The 21,754-nt window shown below is 65.2% G+C and carries 22 protein-coding genes; 10 read left to right on the top strand and 12 right to left on the bottom strand.

The window, feature by feature from the left end:
- Positions 1-6 precede the first annotated feature (6 nt).
- The 3 genes from AB431_RS28950 to AB431_RS28940 are packed head-to-tail and all read left to right on the top strand — an operon-like array spanning position 7 to position 3,060.
- Positions 7-852, top strand: coding sequence for an ABC transporter ATP-binding protein (locus tag AB431_RS28950; RefSeq protein ID WP_235435785.1), 846 nt, complete (start codon positions 7-9; stop codon positions 850-852).
- A complete protein-coding gene (locus AB431_RS28945) occupies positions 852-1,709 on the top strand; it encodes an ABC transporter permease (protein ID WP_047332848.1) in 858 nt (285 codons plus the stop codon). The genes AB431_RS28950 and AB431_RS28945 overlap by 1 nt, the downstream gene beginning before the upstream one ends.
- 4 nt (positions 1,710-1,713) lie before the next feature.
- Positions 1,714-3,060, top strand: coding sequence for a cation:proton antiporter (locus tag AB431_RS28940; RefSeq protein WP_047332847.1), 1,347 nt, complete (start codon positions 1,714-1,716; stop codon positions 3,058-3,060).
- On the opposite strand, the gene AB431_RS28935 is transcribed toward AB431_RS28940, so the two are convergent.
- The 3 genes from AB431_RS28935 to AB431_RS28925 are packed head-to-tail and all read right to left on the bottom strand — an operon-like array spanning position 3,033 to position 5,668.
- The gene (locus AB431_RS28935; protein WP_052960426.1) at positions 3,033-4,460 is read right to left on the bottom strand and encodes an NAD(P)-binding protein; all 1,428 of its coding nucleotides are present in this window, start codon (positions 4,458-4,460) and stop codon (positions 3,033-3,035) included. The two genes, AB431_RS28940 and AB431_RS28935, sit on opposite strands and share 28 nt — an antisense overlap.
- Entirely contained in the window at positions 4,450-5,220 is a 771-nt protein-coding gene (locus AB431_RS28930) for an acyl-[acyl-carrier-protein] thioesterase (RefSeq protein ID WP_047332846.1), read from the bottom strand. The genes AB431_RS28935 and AB431_RS28930 overlap by 11 nt, the downstream gene beginning before the upstream one ends.
- 37 nt (positions 5,221-5,257) lie before the next feature.
- Positions 5,258-5,668, bottom strand: coding sequence for a MarR family winged helix-turn-helix transcriptional regulator (locus AB431_RS28925; protein ID WP_047333906.1), 411 nt, complete (start codon positions 5,666-5,668; stop codon positions 5,258-5,260).
- 87 nt (positions 5,669-5,755) lie between these two features.
- Between AB431_RS28925 and AB431_RS30250 the strand changes: the two genes are divergently transcribed.
- Positions 5,756-6,427, top strand: coding sequence for a TIGR03086 family metal-binding protein (locus AB431_RS30250; RefSeq protein WP_082135836.1), 672 nt, complete (start codon positions 5,756-5,758; stop codon positions 6,425-6,427).
- On the opposite strand, the gene AB431_RS28915 is transcribed toward AB431_RS30250, so the two are convergent.
- Complete coding sequence (locus AB431_RS28915) at positions 6,345-7,874, bottom strand: phospholipase D-like domain-containing protein (RefSeq protein ID WP_047332844.1); 1,530 nt, start codon at positions 7,872-7,874, stop codon at positions 6,345-6,347. The genes AB431_RS30250 and AB431_RS28915 overlap by 83 nt on opposite strands.
- A gap of 160 nt (positions 7,875-8,034) precedes the next feature.
- Here AB431_RS28915 and AB431_RS28910 point away from each other — a divergent pair, with 160 nt between their 5' ends.
- From AB431_RS28910 to AB431_RS28890, 5 genes are all read left to right on the top strand, one after another.
- A complete protein-coding gene (locus tag AB431_RS28910; RefSeq protein WP_047332843.1) occupies positions 8,035-10,563 on the top strand; it encodes an excinuclease ABC subunit UvrA in 2,529 nt (842 codons plus the stop codon).
- A 53-nt stretch (positions 10,564-10,616) separates the two neighbouring features.
- Entirely contained in the window at positions 10,617-11,558 is a 942-nt protein-coding gene (locus AB431_RS28905) for a lysophospholipid acyltransferase family protein (RefSeq protein ID WP_047332842.1), read from the top strand.
- A 391-nt stretch (positions 11,559-11,949) separates the two neighbouring features.
- Positions 11,950-12,588, top strand: coding sequence for an HD domain-containing protein (locus AB431_RS28900; RefSeq protein WP_047332841.1), 639 nt, complete (start codon positions 11,950-11,952; stop codon positions 12,586-12,588).
- Positions 12,589-12,602: 14 nt separating this feature from the next.
- Entirely contained in the window at positions 12,603-13,538 is a 936-nt protein-coding gene (locus AB431_RS28895) for an NADP-dependent oxidoreductase (RefSeq protein WP_047333905.1), read from the top strand.
- Entirely contained in the window at positions 13,535-13,996 is a 462-nt protein-coding gene (locus AB431_RS28890) for a cupin domain-containing protein (protein ID WP_047332840.1), read from the top strand. Before AB431_RS28895 ends, AB431_RS28890 begins: the two co-directional genes overlap by 4 nt.
- On the opposite strand, the gene AB431_RS28885 is transcribed toward AB431_RS28890, so the two are convergent.
- The 6 genes from AB431_RS28885 to AB431_RS28860 all read right to left on the bottom strand — a co-directional run bounded on the left by AB431_RS28885 (position 13,993) and on the right by AB431_RS28860 (position 19,579).
- Positions 13,993-15,000: a GlxA family transcriptional regulator gene (locus AB431_RS28885; protein ID WP_047332839.1), complete on the bottom strand. Its 1,008-nt coding sequence runs from the start codon at positions 14,998-15,000 to the stop codon at positions 13,993-13,995. The two genes, AB431_RS28890 and AB431_RS28885, sit on opposite strands and share 4 nt — an antisense overlap.
- Positions 15,001-15,037: 37 nt before the next feature.
- Entirely contained in the window at positions 15,038-15,739 is a 702-nt protein-coding gene (locus tag AB431_RS28880) for an alpha/beta hydrolase (protein ID WP_047332838.1), read from the bottom strand.
- Complete coding sequence (locus tag AB431_RS28875) at positions 15,736-15,984, bottom strand: hypothetical protein (protein ID WP_047332837.1); 249 nt, start codon at positions 15,982-15,984, stop codon at positions 15,736-15,738. The genes AB431_RS28880 and AB431_RS28875 overlap by 4 nt, the downstream gene beginning before the upstream one ends.
- Positions 15,981-16,505 (bottom strand): hemerythrin domain-containing protein, encoded by a 525-nt coding sequence (locus AB431_RS28870; RefSeq protein WP_047332836.1) that lies wholly within the window; start codon positions 16,503-16,505, stop codon positions 15,981-15,983. Before AB431_RS28870 ends, AB431_RS28875 begins: the two co-directional genes overlap by 4 nt.
- A gap of 85 nt (positions 16,506-16,590) precedes the next feature.
- Positions 16,591-17,364: an emopamil binding protein gene (locus AB431_RS28865; protein ID WP_047332835.1), complete on the bottom strand. Its 774-nt coding sequence runs from the start codon at positions 17,362-17,364 to the stop codon at positions 16,591-16,593.
- A gap of 13 nt (positions 17,365-17,377) precedes the next feature.
- Positions 17,378-19,579 carry a molybdopterin-dependent oxidoreductase gene (locus tag AB431_RS28860; RefSeq protein WP_047332834.1) on the bottom strand — a complete coding sequence of 734 codons (2,202 nt, stop codon included), beginning with the start codon at positions 19,577-19,579 and terminating at the stop codon, positions 17,378-17,380.
- Positions 19,580-19,669: 90 nt separating this feature from the next.
- On the opposite strand from AB431_RS28860, the gene AB431_RS28855 reads away from it, so the two are divergent.
- The gene (locus AB431_RS28855) at positions 19,670-20,344 is read left to right on the top strand and encodes a TetR/AcrR family transcriptional regulator C-terminal domain-containing protein (RefSeq protein WP_047332833.1); all 675 of its coding nucleotides are present in this window, start codon (positions 19,670-19,672) and stop codon (positions 20,342-20,344) included.
- Positions 20,345-20,348: 4 nt separating this feature from the next.
- Here AB431_RS28855 and AB431_RS30910 read toward each other — a convergent pair whose 3' ends face one another.
- The gene (locus AB431_RS30910; protein ID WP_158423568.1) at positions 20,349-20,516 is read right to left on the bottom strand and encodes a hypothetical protein; all 168 of its coding nucleotides are present in this window, start codon (positions 20,514-20,516) and stop codon (positions 20,349-20,351) included.
- Positions 20,517-20,530: 14 nt separating this feature from the next.
- Complete coding sequence (locus AB431_RS28850) at positions 20,531-21,706, bottom strand: acyl-CoA dehydrogenase family protein (RefSeq protein WP_047332832.1); 1,176 nt, start codon at positions 21,704-21,706, stop codon at positions 20,531-20,533.
- Between the last annotated feature and the right edge of the window lie 48 nt (positions 21,707-21,754).

Below are 21,754 nucleotides of genomic sequence, written 5' to 3'. Positions count from 1 at the left end.
CCGACCGTGAGCCGACCGGCGGTGCAGGTGCGCGGATTGTCGAAGGCTTACGGACGGGTGCCGGCCGTACAGGACCTCGACCTCGACGTCGGCTACGGCGAGATCTTCGCGATCCTCGGCCCCAACGGGGCGGGCAAGTCGACAACGATCGAGATTCTCGAAGGCCATCGGAAACGCGACGCCGGGCGAGTGAGCGTCCTCGGCGAAGATCCCGCGGACGCCGGGCGTGATTGGCGCGCCCGGATCGGCATCGTGCTGCAGGAAACCAGCGACTTCGGCGTCCTCACGGTGTCTGAGACCGTGCACATGTTCGCGAAGTGCTACGGCGAGGGGCGGTCCCGAGTACCCGAGCAGCTGCTGGAGCTCGTCGGGTTGGCTGCCAGCTCCGGGTCCCGGGTCAGGAACCTGTCCGGCGGCCAACGGCGGCGGCTCGACGTTGCGCTGGGCATCATCGCCGAGCCAGAGCTTCTCTTCCTCGACGAGCCGACCACGGGATTCGATCCCGAAGCGCGGCGCCAGTTCTGGGACCTCATCAGGCTCCTGGCCGGCGACGGCACCACCATCCTCTTGACAACCCATTACCTGGAGGAGGCTGCAGCTCTGGCGGACCGTGTCGCCGTCATCGCCGACGGACGGGTAGCCGCGGTGGACACGCCCGCACGGCTGACGGCACACGTCAACACCGCTGCGACAGTGCAGTGGATGGACGGCGATCAGTTGCGCGTCGAACACACCGACCACCCGACCGAACTCATCAGGCGGCTGTCCGCGGACGGCACGGAACTGACCCAATTGACCGTCAGCAGGCCAACGCTGGAAGACGCCTATCTGCAACTGATCGGGATGGCGTGATGGCCGTCGATTCCACGCAGCGCGACGCGGCTCAGCCCAGGCACCGCGGCGACGCCCCGACCGCACTGCCCTCGGCGGTGCGCATCGGGGTGTCACGAGTACTTCCCGAGCTCAAGATGTTCTATCGACGCCCTGAGCAAGTCGTGCTGACCTTCTCGATGCCCGCGATCATCTGTCTGCTTCTCGGGTCCATCTTCTCGGCGAAACTGCCTGGCACCCAGACCAGCACCGGTGCGGTGATCGCGGCCAGCATGCTGGCCTACGGCATCCTGTCGACGTCGTTCATCAACCTGGGTATCGGCATCGCAGCCGACCGGGAGACCGGCGCGCTGCGGCGGTTGCGCGGAACCCCGGCGACCGCATCGTCGTACTTCATCGGCAAGATCATGTTGGTCGCGATCGCCAGCCTGGCCGAGGCTGTCGTCCTGCTGCTGTTGGGTGTGCTGGTTTTTCAGCTTCGGCTGCCCACCGACGTGTATTCGTGGTTCACGTTGGCCTGGGTGTTCGTCTTGGGCATCATCAGCTGTTCGCTGTTGGGCATCTTCGTGAGCAATTTCGCCAGCAATGCGGTCTCGGCGGCGGTCATGACCAATGGCCCGGCCGTCGGCCTGCAGTTCGTCTCGGGCACCTACGTGCCACTCATGGCGCTTCCCACCTGGATGCTGATCGTCGGGTCGATCTTCCCGGTCAAGTGGATGGCGCAGGGATTTCGCTCGGTGCTGCTGCCCGCGCAGATGGTCGTCTTCGAGCCGGCGGGCAGCTGGGAGCATGGCCGCATCTTCCTGGTGCTGGCCGCCTGGAGCATCGGCGGACTGATGGCCTGCTTGTATGTTTTTCGATGGTCGGATAGGGGCTGAACCGATGCCGTCGATGCTGTCGATCGCCTACCACTTCTTCCTGCAGATCGCGGTCATCCTGCTGACCTACCGACTGCTGTGGCCGCTGTTCCGCCGGCTGGCTCAGGTGCAGGTCGTCGCCATCATGGTCGCGGGGTTCCTGCTCGGCCCTTCGGTTTTGGGCTGGATTTGGCCGGCCGCTCAACACTGGCTCTTCCCCGCAAAACTCACGATCGGTGCCGAATCGATCGTGCACCCCAACCTCACGGTCATCTATGTCGTCGGCCAGCTCGGCCTCGTGCTCTACATGTTCCTGGTGGGTTCTTCGTTCCAGTTGAACATCCTCGGCGCCCACATGCGCCAAGCCGGTGCCACCGCGGCCACCGGCATCGGCGTACCCCTGATCCTCGGTGGCGTCTTGGGCTGGCTGATGGTGAGCCTCGGCGGCTACTTCACCGACAAGGTGGTGCATTGGCAGGGCGGTCTTTTCGTGGCGGCAGCGGTCGCCATCACCGCCTTCCCGATGCTGGCCTGGATCGTCTACGACTCCGGGCTGCTCGAGACCCGGCTGGGAACCATGGCGTTGTCCTGTGCCGCTATTGACGACGCATGCTCATGGGTACTGCTGGCAACGGTGGTGGCGACGTCCAAAGGACATGCGTCCGGAGCGATTCTGGCCATCGGAGGAGGGCTGGCCTACCTCCTGTTCATGATCTATGTGGGCCGCCCACTGCTGGCGCGACTGGAGACGTGGAACCCACCCCGCGCCCACGTCGAGCGCACCGGTGGCTTACCGATCGCGCATACGAGCATCATCCTGCTCGTCGTGCTCACCGCAAGCTGGTTCACTGATCTGGTCGGGATCTATTCCGTCTTCGGTGCTTTCGTGGCCGGTGCGGTCATGCCTCGCGGTGAGTTGCTCGATGCGGTCCGCGAGCGGTTCGAGCCATTGGTGGCCTATCTGCTACTGCCCGCATTCTTCATCTACTCCGGACTGAACACTCAGCTGAATTTGATCTTCGACGGACCGACCTTACTCATGGCGGGCATTGTTCTCGTCGTGTCGTTCGTCGCGAAGTTCGGTGCCGTCGGGCTGGCCGCGCGATGGCAGGGGATGAGTTGGTACGAAGCCGGATCGATGGGAGCACTCGCCAATGCCCGCGGCTTGATGGAACTCATCCTGCTCAACATCGGCTTCGAAGCCGGACTCATTTCGGGCAAGCTCTACACGATCCTGGCAGTGATGACGATCATCACCACTTTCGTCGCCACCCCACTGCAGCGAGTGTTCGAACGTCGCCTGGCGAGATCCGGGTCGCGATTCGGGCCCGCGGGGGAGGAGCCCTACGGTGAGGAGCCCGCCGCCGCGTGAGCTTCACTCTGCGCCGCGAGCAGATCCGCCAGCTTGTCGTTCGCCGCGCGCAACTGCCCGGCGATGGCATCGAACACCCGCTGTCGAACGCGCGGGCGCTCCATCACCGGCGCCATCATCGCGCGGATTGCGTTGAGCCGTGAGGAGTGCAGCCACTCCATGAGCTCGGGCTCGGCGAACCAGGTGATCTGATTGCGGTATTCGATCTCGCTCATGGTGAGCCAGTCAAGGGGCTCGCCGGGCAGGTGAATCGGTTCGCACAGCGCGTTTTTGGTGGCGTCATCGTCATAGGTGAGTTCCACGTGAGCGATGAAGGCGGCACTGAAGACCTGCTGGCAGGCGCGCACACACTGCGGAGTCAACGTTGCCCCGGAGAAAATCGTGCTCGTCGGCCCAAGCCCCAAACCCTCAGCAGCGCAATCGATCCACAGTGTGGACTTGTCGGTGGCAAGCTCACCGAGATCGAGAACCGCACTGGAGGTGCTGAGCGTGCGCACGTGACCCATCCGCACGACGTCGGTGATCCGGCGAAGCTGCTCGGCCTCGGCCTGCGTGATGGTCGCGCACCGATACATGGTCGGCTCGACATCGTCATGCAGACGCAACAACGATCCAGAGCTCTCGAGCCGGGCGAACAGGTCGTCGATGCTGTCTGCGGCAGCAATTGCCTCCAGTCGGGCCGCGAAGGCCAGCTTGACCCGGTCGGCGAACTCCGCGCCCGGCTGGACATACGCGCGGTCGAGCAACCACGACTCGCGAGGCACGATCCAGGTCACCCGCTCGGGGTCAATACCATTGCGCAACAACCACAGACAGCTGTCCATCCCGGTCTTGCCGCCCCCGATGACCACGAAACGCTCGTGGCCGGGCGCACTCTGAGGCAGCGCGTTTGGCGGGACGCAGTCCACGCCCGGGTCGACGCCGAAATTCGGCGGCCGCATCGAGGGCACGATCACCTTGGAATGCGTGGTGTCGACGACACGGCGGGCGGTGTCGACGGCAATACGCTCGCCGGACGCCGTAGTGAACGTCCCGTCGCCGTGATATTGGCTCAAGGGAAAATGCCGAACGCGCTGGCTGCCCGTCAGATCGCGCATCACCGTGTCGTAGTAGCAACGGATTTCGTCGAGACTGGCGAGCTCGTACAGTCCGGCGTTGTCACCGCTGTCCTCGATCATGCCTGAGCCCAGGTCGCGGGAGTTCACCCCGTAGTAGGAGGCGGGCTGGTGCAACCGCACGAAGGGGTAGGCCGTTGTCCAGTGACCTCCGGGCGATTCGGCGCGGTCGACGATGACGACGGTGGCGTCGCTCTCGGTCGCGATCGTGTCGGCGAAAGCCATCCCGACCGCGCCGGCACCGATGACGAGGTAGTCGGCTTGCAGAGTCTGTTCAGCGCTCAAGTCGTGTCACCAATCCTGCCGCGTGGACGTCGTCGCCGACGCAGAACCAGCAGCGGACGAGGTCCCCGTCGGCCTGGTGGCGAATAGTCACGTTGTCGTCGAGTGCAATCGGTCGCCGGTACTCCACCACGGCCCGGTACGGTGCCGATGCGATGTGCGGGTAGCGAGCGGTGATTTCGTGGATGGCGTGCCAGTACGCGGTGTTGGTCACGTGATTGAAGATGTCAATATCGGTGTCGCGCAGAGCAAATGGCAGGGCCTGCGCGTCCGGTGAGACTGCGCCGGGCAACCAAGCGCGCCATTTCAGGCGGTGTTCGTCGGTGGTGGTCGCCAGTTTGTTGAAGAACTCTTCGTCCATCAACGAGGGGGTGAGCGTCTCCTTGTTCATGTTGATCCAGAAGCCCTCGGTCTCGATGCGGCCGCCGTCTGGACTGTCCAGGCGGACACGCATCGTGCACCAACGCAGGGACAGCGCCGAACACCATCGATGGAAGGTGATGTCTGTCGGCCATGTCATCGGCGTCAGAACGTCGATGACGGTGCGCTGCACGATCCAGTGCGGATGCACATGTGCGAAGTCGGCGTCGATCAGTTGCTCGGCGCCGACCTCCTGGATGTAGCGCGCAACGCTGTCGAGCCGCAACTGCTGGTGACGATCGATGTCGCTGGTCGACATCTTCCATGCCGTGGAATAGACGTACCCATCCGCCGGGAGTTCGCGAAGCGGTGTGCTCACGTCGACCGCAGCGGTGGATCTCATCGGCGACTCCGTCCGGCAGCTCCTACAGACGCCAACACTACTGACGACCGGTCCAGCGCCTCCCACGGGCGGACCACCGGCCGAGTACCCGCAGGAACGTAGCTCGCTCCTCCGGATCGAGCTCTCCCAGCCAGCGCTCCTCCCCGCGCTGGATCTCCGTCTGGACCGCGTTCTTCAGGGCGCGGCCGGCTTCGGTGATCGCGAGCACCCGCGCCCGGCGGTCGTCGGGATCGGGGGTCCGTTCGATCAGCCCGCGCTGCTGCAGTTCGTCGAGGTCCCGGATGATGCGGGTCTTGTCGGCGCCGATCGCCGCTGCGAGTGCGGCCTGGGTGCGCACCGACCAGCCGTCGAGCGCCACCAGCACCACATAGCCCCACATGGACACGTTGTGCGCGGCCAGGACAGGCTCCTCTGCCGCGATCAGCTCCCGCAGCAGTGGGGCAAGCATCGCCGCGAGGTCCTGGCGCGGGGAATCGTCCGCCACCGCGCCATCATAGGCATTGCTCTACGATAGGCATGTGCATATCATACGCATATGCCTATTAATGAACACCGCGTCGCCGTGCTCGCAACGGTCGACCTCGTCAATACGGTTCAACCCTCCGACCTGCCCCGCCCGACCCCCTGCGCGGGCTGGGACCTCACCGACCTCCTTGCGCACATGACCGTCCAGCATCGTGGATTCGCCGCGGCGGCCCGAGGCCACGGTGGTGACCTCGGCAACTGGCGCGTCGAGTCCGTCATCGCCGACGTTCGGCACGACCCCGCGCACACCTACGCCGAAGCCGCCCACGACGTCCTCGACGCCTTCTCCCAAGCCGGGATCGACGACGCTCTGTTCACCCTGCCCGAATTCGGCGACAACGCACTCTTTCCCGGCTCCATCGCCATGGGCTTCCACTTTGTGGACTACGTCGTGCACGGCTGGGACGTCGCCGCCTCACTCGGGGTCGACTACGCGTTACCCGCTGACGTACTCACCGCGGCAATGCCATTGGTGCTTGCGGTGCCCGACGGTGAGGTGCGTCTGCTTGACGCCGTGCCGTTCGACCCGGCCATCGAACCGGTTGACGGCGCAGGTGACCTGGACCGAATCCTGCGGCACCTGGGCCGAGATCCACACCTCACGAACCCCGCAGTTTCCGCAGCCACGTACCAAGGACCGTGTGCCGCAGCGGCCACGTCACCACCGACTCCACGAGCTTGACCGCGCTTTCCGGGATGGACTGCGGCACGTGGTCGGGATCCATGAGGTCGTTCTCGGCGAAGGGGCTGGCGTCCGCGGCCACCATCGTGTCGGTCAGCGCACGCAGCGACCGTCCGGTGCCGCGCAGCGTCTCGACCGTCGCCAGGAAGGTTCCGGTGCGCCGCACTTCATCGCGGAACGTATCGATCGAAACGCCGAGGTGTTCGGAGACGAGCGTGTCTCGCAGACGGAGGATTTCAGTGCGGACCGCGTCAAAGTCCGCCCGCGCAGGCCGCGCCTCGATCGCAATATCGCATTCGCTGTCGAAACCGAGTGACCTGTTGTTGAAGTTCGATGAGCCGATACGAAGTAGCCGGCCGTCGGCCACCAGCACCTTCGAGTGAACGTAGACCGACACTCCGCGACCGGCCGCCGGCCAGTACACACCGAGCCGCCCATGGACATCTGCCTCTTTGAGCATCCGCATCAGCAGTTCACGGGCGCTGTCCATCGATTCCTGTTCCAAGCGGCTCTCCGAGCTGCGGGGCAGAATCATCACGACCTCGGGGCCGTCCGGCTCGCGCAGACGTGTGGCGATCGCTTCGGCGATACCGCGCGCCGCGAAATATTGATTCTCAAGGTAGACGACATCCTGCGCGGCAGCGATCGCGGCGAGGTCAAGGGATTCGACCTCGCGGATCTCGCTGCGCTCCATAAGCTTGGGGAGCGTGCGTGCCACCCCGACTTCGACGCTGCGGAGCCCGGGCGCCAGACCGTTCGGCCAAGCCGGTGGCGACGGACTCAGCGGTGGCAGCGTCTGCCCGGTCGCCGCCTGCCAGCGGTCGCACGCCTGCTCTGCGAGCGCCACCGCGGCGGCGCCGTCCACGGCGGCAACCACCTCGTGGCGGGGCCCGTACGCACCACCCAGTCCGGTCCTGCGGCGATCGGCGGGAAGGTGCTCGGAGGTGTCCCAACGTCCGAGCGTCAGGTCCATGCCGCCGCAGAATGCCATGGCGTCGTCGATGACGACGATCTTCTGATGGTGCACAGCGCCGGTGGGGTGCGCGCCGTCGACGGCGAAATGCAAACGTGCCGAGGTGAATTGGTTGAGAACACTGACCGGGGTGACGCCGAACCAGAAACCGTCGAACGCAGGCAGGAGGCGAAGGTTGGACTTCAGCAGATACACCCTGAGATTGCGCTCCCTCCTCAGCAGCCAGTGCAGGAACGGGCCGAGGTGATTGGGGCCGTCCAGCGTTTTCTCACCGCGCTCGAAGGCGGTTCGGTAATCCAAATCCCACCCGACGATGACGATCCGATGACGGGCACCCAACAGGGCGGTCTTCAGATGCGACAGGTAGTCGGCGCCGTCGATGATCGCGGCGAATCGATCTGCCTGCGCTGATCGCCAGCACGTTTCCCCTGACACCAACAAGGGCTCGTCGCCTGCCGACTTGTCGGTGTCCACGAACGCCCTCCTGTTCTGGGACCGCGCGGCGGGTTCCGGCGCGGGCCCGTACCCTTCTGCAATCCTGCCCTACCCCTGGGCCACGGGGCGGGCTTGATCGTGAGTGGCCGGCCGATCAGCGATGAATGACCGAACCGTTGGCGGGTACACAACGGACACGATGGACGCAGGCACAGGCACGGGGACACCGCAGCCGGATCCCTACATCCGCGTCTACGCATCCCGGGTGCACAACCTGAAGACCGTGGACGTCGTCGCCCCGCGCGACCAGTTCGTGGTGTTCACCGGGGTCTCCGGATCCGGTAAGTCGTCGCTGGCGTTCGGCACCATCTATGCCGAGGCGCAACGACGGTACTTCGAATCGGTGGCGCCCTACGCGCGCCGGCTATTGCTGCCTCAGGATGCACCGAAGGTTGACGACATCACGGGGCTGCCTCCGGCGGTCGCGCTGCAACAACGTCGCGGCACGGCGACGTCGCGGTCAACGGTTGGCACCGTCACAACGCTGTCGAACCTGCTGCGCATGCTGTTCTCCCGTGCCGGAACCTATCCGCCCGGTGCTACCAAGCGTCTGGACTCCGATGCGTTCTCTCCGAACACGACGATCGGTGCATGCCCGCAGTGCCATGGTCTCGGGCGCATCCACGAAGTGACCGAGCAGACGCTGGTGCCCGACCCGTCGCTGAGCATCCGTGACGGTGCGGTCGCGGCGTGGCCGGGTGCATGGCAGGGGCAGAATCTGCGTGACATTCTCATCACGCTGGGCTATGACATCGATAAGCCGTGGCGCAAACTACCCAAACGGCAACGGGATTGGATTCTGTTCACCGACGATCAACCCACCGTCGAGATCGATCCGAGCCAGCACCCGGTGACCGCGGATTACTACTACAACGGGACGTTCTCCAGCGCCGAGCGGCACGTGCGCCATACGCTGGCCAACTCGCAGAGCGCGTCGATGCGACGCCGGGTGTTGCGATACGTGCACAGCGCGGATTGCCCAGTGTGCGGCGGCTCGGGGCTGCGGCCCGAAGCTCTCGCGGTGACGTTCGCAGGCCGCAACATCGCCGAACTGGTGGCGCTGCCCTTGACGTCACTCGCCGAAGTCTTGGCACCGGCGGCAGCCAGAACGGAATTCGCCGCGGCCTATGAATCCACCGAATCCGGTGAATTCACCGAAGTCGCAACCATGATCGCTGCCGATCTGGTGGCGCGGATCGCCGTGCTGATCGATCTGGGGCTCGGATACCTGAGCCTGCATCGCCGTACGCCAACCGTGTCGCCCGGGGAACTGCAGCGTCTGCGGTTGGCGACGCAGCTGCGGGCGGGGCTGTTCGGGGTCCTCTACGTGCTGGACGAGCCGTCGGCAGGGCTGCATCCAGCCGATGCCGAACCGCTGCTCGACGTCCTGGATCGGCTGCGGCGAGCCGGCAATTCGTTGTTCGTGGTCGAGCACGACATGGACGTGGTCCGCCGCGCCGACTGGATCGTCGATGTGGGCCCCGGCGCCGGGGAGCTGGGTGGCGACGTACTCTACAGCGGACCGGTGGCCGGCCTCCGGGAGATCGAGCCCTCAGTCACCCGGCAATACCTGTTCGCCGACGATCCGCCCGCTCAACGCAGGCCCCGTACGCTGTCGAGTGCTATACGGTTGCGCGGCATCACGTTTCACAATCTGCGAAACGTCGACGTCGACATCCCGTTGAGTGCGTTCGTAGCTGTCACCGGGGTGTCGGGCTCGGGCAAATCGACGCTGGTCTGCAAAGTGCTCGGTGATGTGATGGCCAGGCAGCTGGGAAGACTGGTCGAACCCGCTGACGACGGCGCAGACGCTGAGGGTGAACTCCTCGACATCGACACCGATTCCAGTGTGGGCGTGACTGTCGAGGGCGCCGAGATGATCGACCGTCTTGTCACGGTGGACCAGCGACCGATCGGACGCACCCCACGGTCGAACCTGGCCACCTACACCGGCTTGTTCGATGCTGTCCGTAAGACGTTCGCCGACACCGCCGAAGCGCGTCGCCGTGGCTGGAGCGCCGGTCGCTTCTCGTTCAACGTCGCCGAGGGTCGATGCGCCACCTGCCAGGGGGAGGGCTTCGTGGCGGTTGAGTTGCTCTTCTTGCCCGGCACCTATGCCACCTGTCCGGCGTGTGGTGGGGCCCGCTACTCCGAGGAGACCCTCGAGGTCACCTACCGCGGCCGCACGATCGCCGACGTGCTGGCGCAGACTGTGGACGAGGCGGCCGAATTCCTGGCTGATTTACCCAGTGCCGCACGGAGTTTGGCTACGCTGCGCGACGTCGGTCTCGGATATCTGCGGCTGGGTCAACCGGCGACCGAACTGTCCGGCGGCGAAGCCCAACGCATCAAGCTGACCTCGGAGTTGCAGCGCGCCAACCGTGGCCACACCCTCTATGTGCTCGATGAGCCCACCACCGGGCTGCACCCCGCCGACGTCGAGCTACTCGAGCGGCAACTGCACCGTCTCGTCGATGCGGGTAACACCGTAGTGGTGGCCGAACATGACATGTCGGTCGTGGCCGGTGCGGATCATGTCATCGACCTCGGACCCGGCGGAGGCGACGACGGCGGTGCGGTGGTGGTGGCCGGCCCGCCGGCTGTGGTCGCCGCCGACAAGGTGAGCCGGACGGCTCCGTACCTCGCCGCCCGACTAGGTTCCGCATGACCGACGCCTTCCGACGAGTGTGACGCGCCCCATAGCGCGGGTACTCCGCCGACATGACCAACGCCGATACACGCCCCGCCGCCGTCCGGCGGCAGGCACAGGAACACGCTGACCAGGCCCGCCGCAAGATGGCTGAGCGCCGCGCCGAAAGCGCGGAGGGCGGCGGGGTCAGCGGATGGCTCAACGAGCGGACCGGGCAGTGGGACCTCAGCGGCCAAGACGAAACGACGATGCAGCGGCAGAAGTACCTGTGGAACTTCCTGGTGGATCACTGGTTCCGAATGGAATTCGACGGCTGGGAGAACCTGCCCGACTCGCCCGTGCTGCTCGTTGGAATCCATTCCGGCGCCCCGTTCGTCTGGGATGCCTGGACGGTGGGTGTGCAGTGGTGGCGCAGGTTCGGTCAGGAGCGCACGCTGCACGGCACCGCTCATGACGCTTTGATGGCCATGCCGGTGATCGGCCGGTACTTCCGGGCGATGGGTGTCCTGCCGGCGGCGCCCGACTCGATGGCGACGGCGCTGGCAGAGGGTCACGACGTGGCGGTGTGGCCGGGTGGTGAGGTGGACTCGCTGCGGCCCTGGAGTGAACGCGATGTCGCCAACCTGGCAGGCCGCAAGGGATACGTGCGGATGGCCATCAAGGCAGGGGTCCCGATCGTGCCGATCGCTACGGTCGGCGGGGCCGATGCGATGCCGGTGCTCATCCGCGGTGACGGGCTCTCGCGGGTGCTGCGGCTGGATAAGCTGTTGCGGCTCAAGGTGTTTCCGCTGGCGGTGTCATTGCCCTGGGGTATCGCACCGGCAGCACTGCCGCAGCTGCCCTTGCCGGCGAAGATCCGCACCCGGCTGATGCCCGCCGTGGAGGTCGATCACGATCCGTCCCGCGCCGACGATGACGACTACGTTGAACAGAAGCACCGCGAAGTACAGGACAGCATTCAAAGTGGGATGGACGCGTTGGCGCGAAAGCGGGCGCTGCCGCTGTTCGGCTGAATCCGCGGGGCCTAGGCCGACGCGAGCTGCGCGATCGAGTTCGCCACGCCCGCGCCGTAATCTGGATCGGGCCGTGCGCAAAGTCATCTCGGCGAAATCCCCATGCGAGGCCGAAGTAGCTGCCAAATATTATGGTGGCGTATCGAATTCCGGATTGTGGCACCCACTCGTGGTAACTATTCGGGTGATAGGGCAGCGTACCGCCGCAGTTGCCGTCGCTACCGGGGCAATCCGGAGACACAGGGGCGGACCGCAGCCGAGGTGACGCGCACACCCGGCCGTAGGTCCACATTCGAGGGATTTGTGGCCGGACTAAGGCGGCGTGACGTGGGCGGTGAACGGCAACATCGGAAACACACCGAACTGACCACTACCAACGAAAGCTCGAACCATGTCCACAGTGATCGCCGATATAGAGGTACCCGCTACCGAGGCAGTTGCCCAATCCACCCGACTCTTGCAGGACATCGCCAGTCCGCTGCTCTATCACCACTCCCGTCGGGTCTACCTCTTCGGGCAGATGCATGCCCGCAGCCTCGGCATCGAGCCCGATGCCGAACTGCTCTACCTGGCTGCCATGTTCCACGACACTGGTCTAGTGATGCCGTTCTCCGACCGAGAGCAGCGATTCGAGGTCGATGGCGCAGACCATGCCAGAAAATTCTTGGTCGAACACGGTTTCTCCGCGTCGGCCGCCGACACCGTTTGGACGGCCATCGCTCTGCATACGACGCCGGGAATCCCGGATCGGATGGGCCCAGAGATCGCAGCGACCTATCTGGGCGTGTTGACCGACGTGATCGGGTTCGGTCTCGAAGGGCTGCACACCCAACAGGTGGCCGAGATCCTGCAACACCACCCCCGCGGCGATTTCAAGAACGAGTTTCTTCAGGCCTACTTCGACGGATTCAAGAACCGCCCCGAGACGACGAACGGAACCGTGAACTCCGATGTCGTGGAGCACTTCATGCCGGGTTATCGGCGCCCGACCTCGGTCGAGCGCATCCTGGGCTCGGCGTGGCCCAGCTGATGAAAGGGGTTGACATGCAGGCGATCACCGTAGAAGACCGCGACAGCGGCGTCAACGGGCTCACGTTGTCCGAGATGCCGTATCCGCACGCAGCCGAAAATGACGTCATCGTCCGGGTTCACGCGGCCGGGTTCACGCCCGGCGAACTCGATTGGCCGGCCACCTGGACCGACCGCGCCGGCCGGGACCGCACACCCACTGTTCCCGGGCACGAGTTGTCCGGTGTGGTCGTCGAGCTGGGCTACGGCACCACCGGGCTCACCGTCGGGCAACGGGTGTTCGGCCTCACCGACTGGACTCGAAACGGTTCCCTGGCCGAGTACACCGCTGTCGAGGCGCGCAATCTGGCACCGCTGCCGGCAGACATCGATCATTCGGTTGCTGCCGCCCTTCCCATTTCGGGGCTGACCGCCTGGCAGGGATTGTTCGTACATGCCGGCTTGGCTGCCGGGCAGACGGTCGTGGTTCACGGCGCTGCCGGCGGCGTGGGTTCGATTGCGATCCAACTGGCGCGTGAGGTGGGTGCGCGGGTGCTCGGGACCGGGCGAGCCGACGATCGTGACGTCGTGGTTGGTCTCGGTGCCGACGAATTCTTCGATCTAGGTGCCGATTCCCTGGATGGGATTGGAGAAGTCGACGTGGTCTTCGATGTCATCGGCGGAGGTGTTCTCGAGCGGTCAGCCGCTCTGGTGCGTCCCGGCGGCACCCTGGTGTCCATCGCCATGCCGCCGCCCGTCCACCCCGTCGGTGCACATGCCGTCTTCTTCGTGGTCGAACCCGACCGCGCGCAGCTCGTGGGATTGGCTCAGCGGGTGCGGGACGGCCGCATCACGCCAATCGTCAGTGCCGTCCGTCCCCTTACCGAGACCCCCGACGCTTTCGCCGGTCGCCAGCGCGTCCCGGGCAAGACGATCATCCGGGTGACGCCCGATCAAGGAGAACGATCATGATCGGACTACCCATTCCTGTCGCAATCCTCGGTGCCGCATTTGCATTGGCGGTGGGCAGCTGTGCTTCTCAACCGCAGCCTCCGGCGGAAGAACCTCTGACACAGCAGAATTCGAGCCATCCGTCCGAGACGGTGACACCATTGCTCCAGCAGGCGCTGACCAACGTGCCTGGCAAGACCTTCACCTCCGCGGTCGTGACCTTCCCGCCAGGTTCTCGTGCGACACCTCACCGGCACGGCGACGACTTTGTCTATGCCTACGTTCTCCAGGGCACCATCAGCAGTGAGCTCGAGGGTCAACCGGCACACGTCTACCACCGCGGTGAGAACTGGTCCGAGCCGCCGGGCGCCCATCACCTCGCCACGGAGAACACCAGCTCAACCGATCCGGCAAAGTTGTTGGTGGTCTTCGTGGGCCCGACGGGTGCTCCGCTCAAGGTCGACGACTCCCACGGCTAGGTTGGACGGGCACTCGATTCAACGCGCCGAGCCGTGCTGAACCGGCGCTGGTATGCAGCTGGGCTGATCGACAGCTCTCTGGCGAACACCCTGCGCATGCTCTCGTAGCTGGGAAACCCCGCGCGCGCGGCCGCTTCGGTCGCGTTGTAGCCCTGGTCCAACAGGGCCCTGGCCATGTCGAACCGGATGCTCTCCACGTAACGGGCTGGCGTAGTGGACAGTTCGTCACGGAAGAGTCGGGTGAGGTGGCGCGTACTCAGGTGCAGGTGTTTGGCGAGTTCATCGAGCGAATAGTTGCCGCGAGGATCGGCCGTCACGACATCGACGACTTTCCGCAGAGTGACAGATTGAGGTGGCGACCCTTGCAACGGGGCCGAGAACTGCGATTGGCCACCGGAGCGTTGCATGTACACCACGAGCGCCCGGGCCACCTCGCGGGTGATGTCGGGGCCGTGATCCTCTTCAAGCAGCGCGAGGGCCAGGTCGATGCCCGCGGTCACTCCAGCTGAGGTGTAGGTGTTGCCGTCCCGGACATAGATGGCATCGGGATCCACATGGCACGTCGGACATCTCCGGGCGAGTTCCCGGGTGACCTTCCAATGTGTGGTCGCACGTTTGCCGTCAAGTAGTCCTGCAGCGGCGAGGATGAACGCGCCGGTGCAGATTGAAGCGACGCGACGGGCGCCGGCCGCGGGCAATCGGGCGGCATCGGCCAGGTCTTGAGGTACCGGTGTCCTGGGATAGTGGTCGGCACCGGGGACCAGGTAGGTGTCGGGGACGAGTCCGGAATCAACGGATGCGTTGACGGCGATGGAGAAGCCGACGTTTGAGGTGACCTCGCTTCCCGTCGGCGACAGCAGCCTGATTCGGTAGTCAGCCCCGACACGGTTGGCCTGCGTGAACACCTCTGCCGGACCCGCGACGTCCAGCAGACTGACGCCGTCGTAGACCAAGATCACGACCAACCGGGAGGTTGCAGGAGGCGTAGAACCAGGCGAAGCCATTCGCCGATTATCATCCGGGCAGAAGGTGGTGGGGCACCTATCCGAGCGTGAGGGTGGCGATGTGGTCGGCGATCACGTTGACAACTGCTCGCGTCGCGGGGTCGTCGGCGGCGTCGTAGCGGTCGAGGTGGGGGTCGTACCGTGCACCGGCTATCGAGCCGTGGTCAGCCTCGACTTCGACCATCTCGACCGGCCAGTCGATCGCCCGCAGCGATGCGGCAAAGTCCGTGGCGACCGAGGTCGGGACGACGTCGTCGGCGCGGCCGGAGAACAGTGTGAACGGGGCGTGTGCGGCGCCGTCGGCAACGCGACCGAGCACAGGTCCACCGGAGATCGGATCTTCGACCATGAATGCGCCACCCAGGCAGATCGCCTGTGCCACCCGCACATTGAACTCGGGCGCGCGCAACGTCAGACCCGCCGCTGCCACTCCACCCAACGACCAACCGACGACGACGAAACCCCCATCCCCGCCGAGTGAGTGCGCCAACTCCGCTGACCTCAGCAGGTCCGCGCGGCCGCGATCGGCGGCGTGTGAATCCCAATCCGGTGCGACGACACAGATTCCATGGTCAGCGATCACTCCGGCGAGACCGCGCACCGCTGCCCGGGAATCGGTCTGAGTGCCGTGCCACAGCAGGGCGGTCGGGTCCGACCGTTCACCGAATACGTCGGCCCACCGTCCGGGGGCGTACTCGACGGTGTCCGCCGCCCCCGGGTCGCTGCCGTGTTGTCTCATTCCGACGAATGCGGGGTCGGACTCTGCGACGACTCCCACTTCGATTCCAACGACCGCTTGACCCCTGTACCAGAGGCCATTTCCAGATCGAACGTCTCACCGTCGTCGCCTTCGAACGTGATCAGGAAGCCCGAATCCGCGGTCTCTTTGTGGACGACTTTGTAGGCCTGCTCGCCGGCGCCCCGGTCGAGAGCGACGATGTCGCCCGGTGCGACCTCGTCGATGCGGGCATTGGTGTCGGTCACGAGTGCTTCTCGATGTACTCGCCGGCGTCCTTGTCGTCTGCGTCAACGCCCTTGATCGACTCCCGCTCGGCGTAGAACTGCAACCACTTCATGCCCAGCTCGTGGCGAAGCTCCAGGGTTGCGCTCTTGATGAAGTCCGGCATGGCCTCGCGCTCCTCCTCGTCGAGATGCTCGCCATTCTCCTTACGCGCCTTGAAGACGGCTTCAAACCACACCTTCGTGCCCGGCCGGTGCTTGCGCGACTCACGCACCGCGTCGCGGATCGCATTGTGGTCGGTGATGGCATCTTCGGTCTCGTCCTCCGGGTCACCTTCGGGATTGCCGGGATCGTCGTCGCCGCCGTGCTTGAGCAGAGCGGGGTAGAAGACGGTCTCCTCGGCATCGGCGTGGGCGTCGAGACGGTCACTGAGTGTCTTCCAGATCGCCGCCAGCTCGTCGTCGGACGTGGCGTCGTCGAGCCGGAAGAACTGCCGCCTCAGCCAGTCGTGATCGGCGTAGACGAGATCGATGATGTCAGCCATGGGGCATAAATTGCCCCGCCGGTCAGCGATCGAAACGCCCACAAACCGGGAGCCGTCCCGAATCACTGCTGGGTCGACCGCTACGTCACCGCTCGGGACCTGATAGAGCGGCCTTGCGGGTCAAGTAGTCGATCTGAATGTGGATGGCGTACAGGACCATTGCGGGCAGCACGACGAACGGGATGTTCTCTCCGATGAATTTGAACCAGAGCCCGAACGCGCCTTGACCGATGTCTTTGAAGCCGGCGCCGACCTCGGAGATGAAGTAGACAGCGGTACTGCTCATCAACACTGCGATACCGGCGAAGGCCACCCACAGCGAGCGGATCCGCTTCTCGATCGGAAGCGATTGCCGCACGAGCCGAGTCCACATGAGGATCACGACGACACCCGTGCTCACCCCGACCACCTCGAGCGCGAACGTCCACGGATTGCCGCTGGCATAGCGGGTGTCGGCGAGCCCGTACTGCCACCACAGCCACTTGATGCCCGGGTCGGTAGTGGGTGTCCACCACCCCAGCGGATGGCCGATCAAGAAGACCAGTTCGTAGCAGATCTGGCTGAACGCGGTGTAGGGCAGATAGAACAGCGTCAGCTCGGCTGCCCGCTCTTCACGCAGGCGAACCTCGCCGGGTGCGTCCCACAGCAGCACGACGGGAATCAGGATCGCCGGGATGCCGAAGAGCAGGTTGGCGACGACGTCTGAGGTGAACGTCGGCTCGATCACCCCGATTCCGACCCCGATGGTCATCCCTACGAACACCAGTCCGGTGAACAGTGCGGCGGCCAGGTACATCCGAACCCGGTGCGGTGCCCACGGGTTCACGAGGTTCGGCTCGCGTGCGACAACATTGGTCATAGCGACACCTTTCTTAGGATCGCGCAGTGACGCGCACGGGGATGTTGCCCTGGCGCGGTAGGCCGGTGATGCGGTCGTAGTCGAGCTCGGTCGGGATCAGCCGGCCGACGGTGCTTCCGCGGTCGCGCACCTCGTCGTCCTCGGTCGGCAGCCCGCCGAACGCGTGATGGGTGGCGACGACGTCGGGACGCAGACTGTCATCGGCCTCGACGACGCTGGGAATGCTGTCATGCGGAGACGTCACCGTCACCACATCACCCGACCTGAGCCCCAGCGCCGCGATGGCATCCGGGTGCATGTAGGTGGGGTTGTACGCCTTGCCCTTGTTCAACTTGGCCAGGCCGGTGCCCGAGGAGTTCATGAAGTTGTTGTGCCGCCGCGGAATCAGCCGGAACGGGAAGTCCGCGTCGACCCTGCTCGGCCGGAAGTCCTCCGCCAAGTACTCGGCCAGTTCGCCCAGCAAGACGGCATTCCCGACGTCGAGCTTGGCGGTGTAGTCGGGATCTTTGTCCTCGACGACGGCCTCCACGTCGAAGATGTGGCCGTGGGGATGGCGGCGGACCTCGTCGAGGGGGATGCGCGAGGTCTCGCACATCTTCTCGAATAGTTCTTCGGTTGTGATCTCCGTGTCGCCGTCGAAGTTACAGACGATCGGCGGCGACTCCATGAACCTGCCGCCGCCCCCGCCGAAGAAGTTGATGAACCACAACTCCAGGTCCATCCGCTTCGCCAAACCCAGGAAGAACTGCCACTCCTCGGTCAGGTCCGATCCGGGTGGCGGTTCGGTGAGTCGCGGCACGTACTGCGCATACGGGGCGGGAATGCCGGTGCCACTGGTGTAGTACTTGATCAGCTCGCTGCCCATCGTCATGGCGGGCGTTTCCATCTGCATCTTGGGTGCGATGACGTAATCGGCCAGTCGCGATGTCAGTGACATCTCGGTATCGAGAGTGACCAGTAACTCCAGACTCTCCAACGCTCGCAGCGTTTTTCGCTGATCCGGCCACGCCGCCATCGGGTTGCCGCCGATGCAGACCAGCGCCTTCACCTGTCCGTCGCCGTCGAGCAGTATCTCGTCGGCCAGGGCGGCGGTCGGCATTCCGCACACCGCGTCGGTCAGCCCCCGCACCCGCAGCCGTTCGCCGTACCCCCACCCCTCATACGGCGGGTGCGCTTGGGCCTTGGCGGTGAATGCGGGCAGCAGCGTATTGGGTCTGGTGACTCGCTCACCGGCGCGTTGCCACCGTCCGCAGATCGATGTCAGAGCAAGACACAGGTACTCGACCACATTGCCGTGCATGGCCATGTTCGCTCCCGTGCCGGCGTTGACCATGCCACCGCGCTCACCGTGCGTTGCGAATAGCCGTGCCGCATCGACCAATTGCTGCTCGTCGATATCTGCCCGCTCGGCGACGTACGCGGGGGTGAAACCCGAGACCGCCGCGGCGAGCGCCGCGAAGCCGTCGACGTTCTCCTCGACGAACTCTCGGTCGTAGAGCTTCTCGGCGATGACGATCTTGATGATCCCGGCCAGGATCGCCGCATCTTCGCCCGGGCGGGGCTGGATGTGAATCGCCGCCCGCGCGGCGGTCTGGGACCGGCGGGGATCGATGACGATCAGCTTCATGCCGCGGCTGATCGCCGCCTTCAGGCTCTGCCCGGGATTCTGACCGGGAATGCCGATCGACTTGGACACCAGGGGATTGGTACCGACGAGCAGCCAGGTGTCGGCTTCGTGAAAGTTGACGTCGCCGCCCAGCCAATGACCGTGGGCCGCCAGCGCGATCTGCTTGCCGGGCTGGTCGATGGTGTTGGCGGTGAAGAACATCGGCGAGTCGATGGCGCGAATGAAGGCGTTGGCCATCAGCGCCGATGCGGGATAGGGCAAGCCGTTGGTGCCCAAATACAGCGCCACCGATCGCGGTCCGAACTCTGCGATCAGCCGCTGCAGGGTCGTCGCTATCTCGTCCATCGCCTGACCGGCTTCGATCGGTCCATACGTGCCGTCGGCGTTCCGCTTCTGGCTGTGCAGCAGCCGGTCGGGGTTGTTGTGGATCTCGGGAAGCGCCCGGCCCTTGGCGCAGGTGTAGCCCTTGAACAGGGGATTGTCGGGATCACCGGTGACTTTCGCCAGCCTGCCGTCGACGACTGTGGCCAGCACACCGCAGTGCGCCGAGCAGATGCGGCAGATGCCCGGTCTGGTGGTGGTCGCCATCGGTCCTAGGCTGTCCTCATTGCTGATCGCGTGCTTGAGTGCTGGAATTAATCCCGAACGGGAAAATATCACGCTTCGACCCTGTTCGGAATGGAAAGGCACGGCGTGCACGAATCAACGGCGCCCCGACAGCGCGGGCGGCCACGGCAGATCACCCGTGATCGGATTCTGTCCGCAGCCCGGACGTTGCCGCTCGAGGAGCTGACCATGCAGGCGGTCGCCGACGTCCTCGGCGTGGATCCCAAGGCACTCAACTACCACGTCGGCGATCGCGAAGCGCTGCGTGAGCTGGTTGCGGTGGACGCATTCGCTGTCGAGCTGAGCCGCATCGACATGCCCACCGGCGGCGACTGGCGCGACGTTCTGCGCCGCTACGCCACGGCTCTTCGCGATGCCACCGTCAAGCTCGGGGAGCTGGTGACCTACTTTCGCCTACCCGCCAGCGGCGTCGGAGCACTCGAACCCGTCGAGCGCGTGCTGCAGAACCTGATCGACGCGGGTTTCTCCGTCGAGGACGCCAGCCATATCCTTCGCCTGGTCAGCGAGCTGGGTCATGCCGCGGGCCGAGAAGCGGTTTTCCTGTCCCGAAGCCGGGAGCATCCGTACGTTGCAGAGGTGGCCACTGCGCTGAATACTGCTGCTGCAGAAGACTTTCCGGTACTGCGCCAAGTGGTGGCGGCCCGCGACGCGTCACCTGATGACGGCCGGCAGCTCGAATTCAGCGTGGACACCGTCATTGCGGGATTGGAGGCGAAGCTGCCCTAGCGGGCTAGGGTGCCCCGATGCTGAACGGGCACGGGTCCTTCCCGCAGCGGTGGAAGGCCGGTGAAGACCCATCGACGAACAGCGCGACGAATCCGGCGATCACCGCCACGAAGATGGCCACGACGACGGCGAGCACGAGCTTGTCGCGCGGCGTCAGCGGCTTCTTCTTCATTGCTGAATTATTCCTCAGCGCGCAGGCAATCCCAATACCCGTTGGGCGATGATATTGCGCTGGATCTCCGACGTTCCGCCCGCAATCGTGCCCGCGTATGTGGTGATGTACCGAGCGAACCAGCTCGCACCGAAAAGCTCTGGGGCGTAAGCGTTGTACGGCGCGGTCAGTGCCGGGTCCACCAGCCCGTCTGCCCCCGCCGCCTCGAGCGCATAACGCGCCGCGTTCTGTTCGGACTCCGAACCCAGGACCTTGAGCACCGACACCGCCGGCACATCCCGCTCGCCTCGAGCCGCCTGGCTGACCGCCACCGACCCGAGCAACCGCAGCGCGTAGTAGTCCATCACGGCAGTCGCATAGCGATCCCTGTTGATTTCACCGACCGGATCGAAGTCCTCGAGCAGTTGCTCCAGCCGATTGGCGAACGCCATCCACATCATGGTGCGCTCGTGGCCCAGTGAGCCGTTGGCCACCTTCCAGCCGCCATGCAGCGGACCGAGCAGATTCTCGGCAGGCACGGTCACGTCGGTGAAGAACACCTCGTTGAAGTCCAGCACTTCGCGGTCATGCACCGACGGAAAGGGCCGGCAGACGACGCCCGGGGTGCCGGTCGGGATGAGTAGCGCACTGATTCCCTTGTGCCGCGGGGCATCTGGATCGGTGCGTACGAACGTCAGGATGACGTCGGCGTCGTGCGCGCCGGAGGTCCATACTTTCTGCCCGTTGACCGTGAAATGGTCACCGTCCACACTCGCGCGGGTCGATAGTCCGGCCAGGTCCGAGCCGGCGCCCGGCTCGCTCATCCCCAGCGAGGCCGTCATCTGCGCGCGCAAGATCGGTACGGCCCATCGCTGCTTCTGTTCATCGGTGCCGAACGACAGCAGTGATGCGGCGATGATGCCGACGCCCTGCGGGTTGAACACGTGATAGATCCGCCGCCGCGCCAACTCTTCGCGGTGCACGAACTGCTGCAGCACGGTGGCGTTGCGGCCGCCGAACTCCGGCGGGTTACCGGGCAGCAGCCAGCCGTGGTCGAACTGCAGTTGCTGCCAGCGGCGCGCCCAAGCCGGAACGTGCGACGTCGACCGGGACCGCTCGGCCGCCTCGGCCTCCGACGGCAGATGCCGGTCGAGGAACTCGATGAACTCCGCGCGGAACGCCTCCACATCCGGGTCGAAGGTCAGTTGCACCGACCCAACATATCAAGTACTTAACATTCCCCGCCCGGTGCGCTATGA

It is taken from the genome of Mycobacterium sp. EPa45 (assembly GCF_001021385.1).
Lineage (GTDB): Bacteria > Actinomycetota > Actinomycetes > Mycobacteriales > Mycobacteriaceae > Mycobacterium.
This window is presented reverse-complemented; position numbering and strand designations above follow the sequence as displayed.

Coding starts and splice junctions, on each gene's coding strand:
- AB431_RS28945 (WP_047332848.1), top strand. CDS start 852: ATGGCCGTCGATTCCACGCAGCGCGACGCGGCTCAGCCCAGGCACCGC.
- AB431_RS28940 (WP_047332847.1), top strand. CDS start 1,714: ATGCCGTCGATGCTGTCGATCGCCTACCACTTCTTCCTGCAGATCGCG.
- AB431_RS28930 (WP_047332846.1), bottom strand. CDS start 5,220: ATGAGATCCACCGCTGCGGTCGACGTGAGCACACCGCTTCGCGAACTC.
- AB431_RS28925 (WP_047333906.1), bottom strand. CDS start 5,668: ATGCTTGCCCCACTGCTGCGGGAGCTGATCGCGGCAGAGGAGCCTGTC.
- AB431_RS30250 (WP_082135836.1), top strand. CDS start 5,756: ATGCCTATTAATGAACACCGCGTCGCCGTGCTCGCAACGGTCGACCTC.
- AB431_RS28910 (WP_047332843.1), top strand. CDS start 8,035: ATGGACGCAGGCACAGGCACGGGGACACCGCAGCCGGATCCCTACATC.
- AB431_RS28905 (WP_047332842.1), top strand. CDS start 10,617: ATGACCAACGCCGATACACGCCCCGCCGCCGTCCGGCGGCAGGCACAG.
- AB431_RS28900 (WP_047332841.1), top strand. CDS start 11,950: ATGTCCACAGTGATCGCCGATATAGAGGTACCCGCTACCGAGGCAGTT.
- AB431_RS28895 (WP_047333905.1), top strand. CDS start 12,603: ATGCAGGCGATCACCGTAGAAGACCGCGACAGCGGCGTCAACGGGCTC.
- AB431_RS28890 (WP_047332840.1), top strand. CDS start 13,535: ATGATCGGACTACCCATTCCTGTCGCAATCCTCGGTGCCGCATTTGCA.
- AB431_RS28885 (WP_047332839.1), bottom strand. CDS start 15,000: ATGGCTTCGCCTGGTTCTACGCCTCCTGCAACCTCCCGGTTGGTCGTG.
- AB431_RS28880 (WP_047332838.1), bottom strand. CDS start 15,739: ATGAGACAACACGGCAGCGACCCGGGGGCGGCGGACACCGTCGAGTAC.
- AB431_RS28870 (WP_047332836.1), bottom strand. CDS start 16,505: ATGGCTGACATCATCGATCTCGTCTACGCCGATCACGACTGGCTGAGG.
- AB431_RS28865 (WP_047332835.1), bottom strand. CDS start 17,364: ATGACCAATGTTGTCGCACGCGAGCCGAACCTCGTGAACCCGTGGGCA.
- AB431_RS28860 (WP_047332834.1), bottom strand. CDS start 19,579: ATGGCGACCACCACCAGACCGGGCATCTGCCGCATCTGCTCGGCGCAC.
- AB431_RS28855 (WP_047332833.1), top strand. CDS start 19,670: ATGGAAAGGCACGGCGTGCACGAATCAACGGCGCCCCGACAGCGCGGG.
- AB431_RS30910 (WP_158423568.1), bottom strand. CDS start 20,516: ATGAAGAAGAAGCCGCTGACGCCGCGCGACAAGCTCGTGCTCGCCGTC.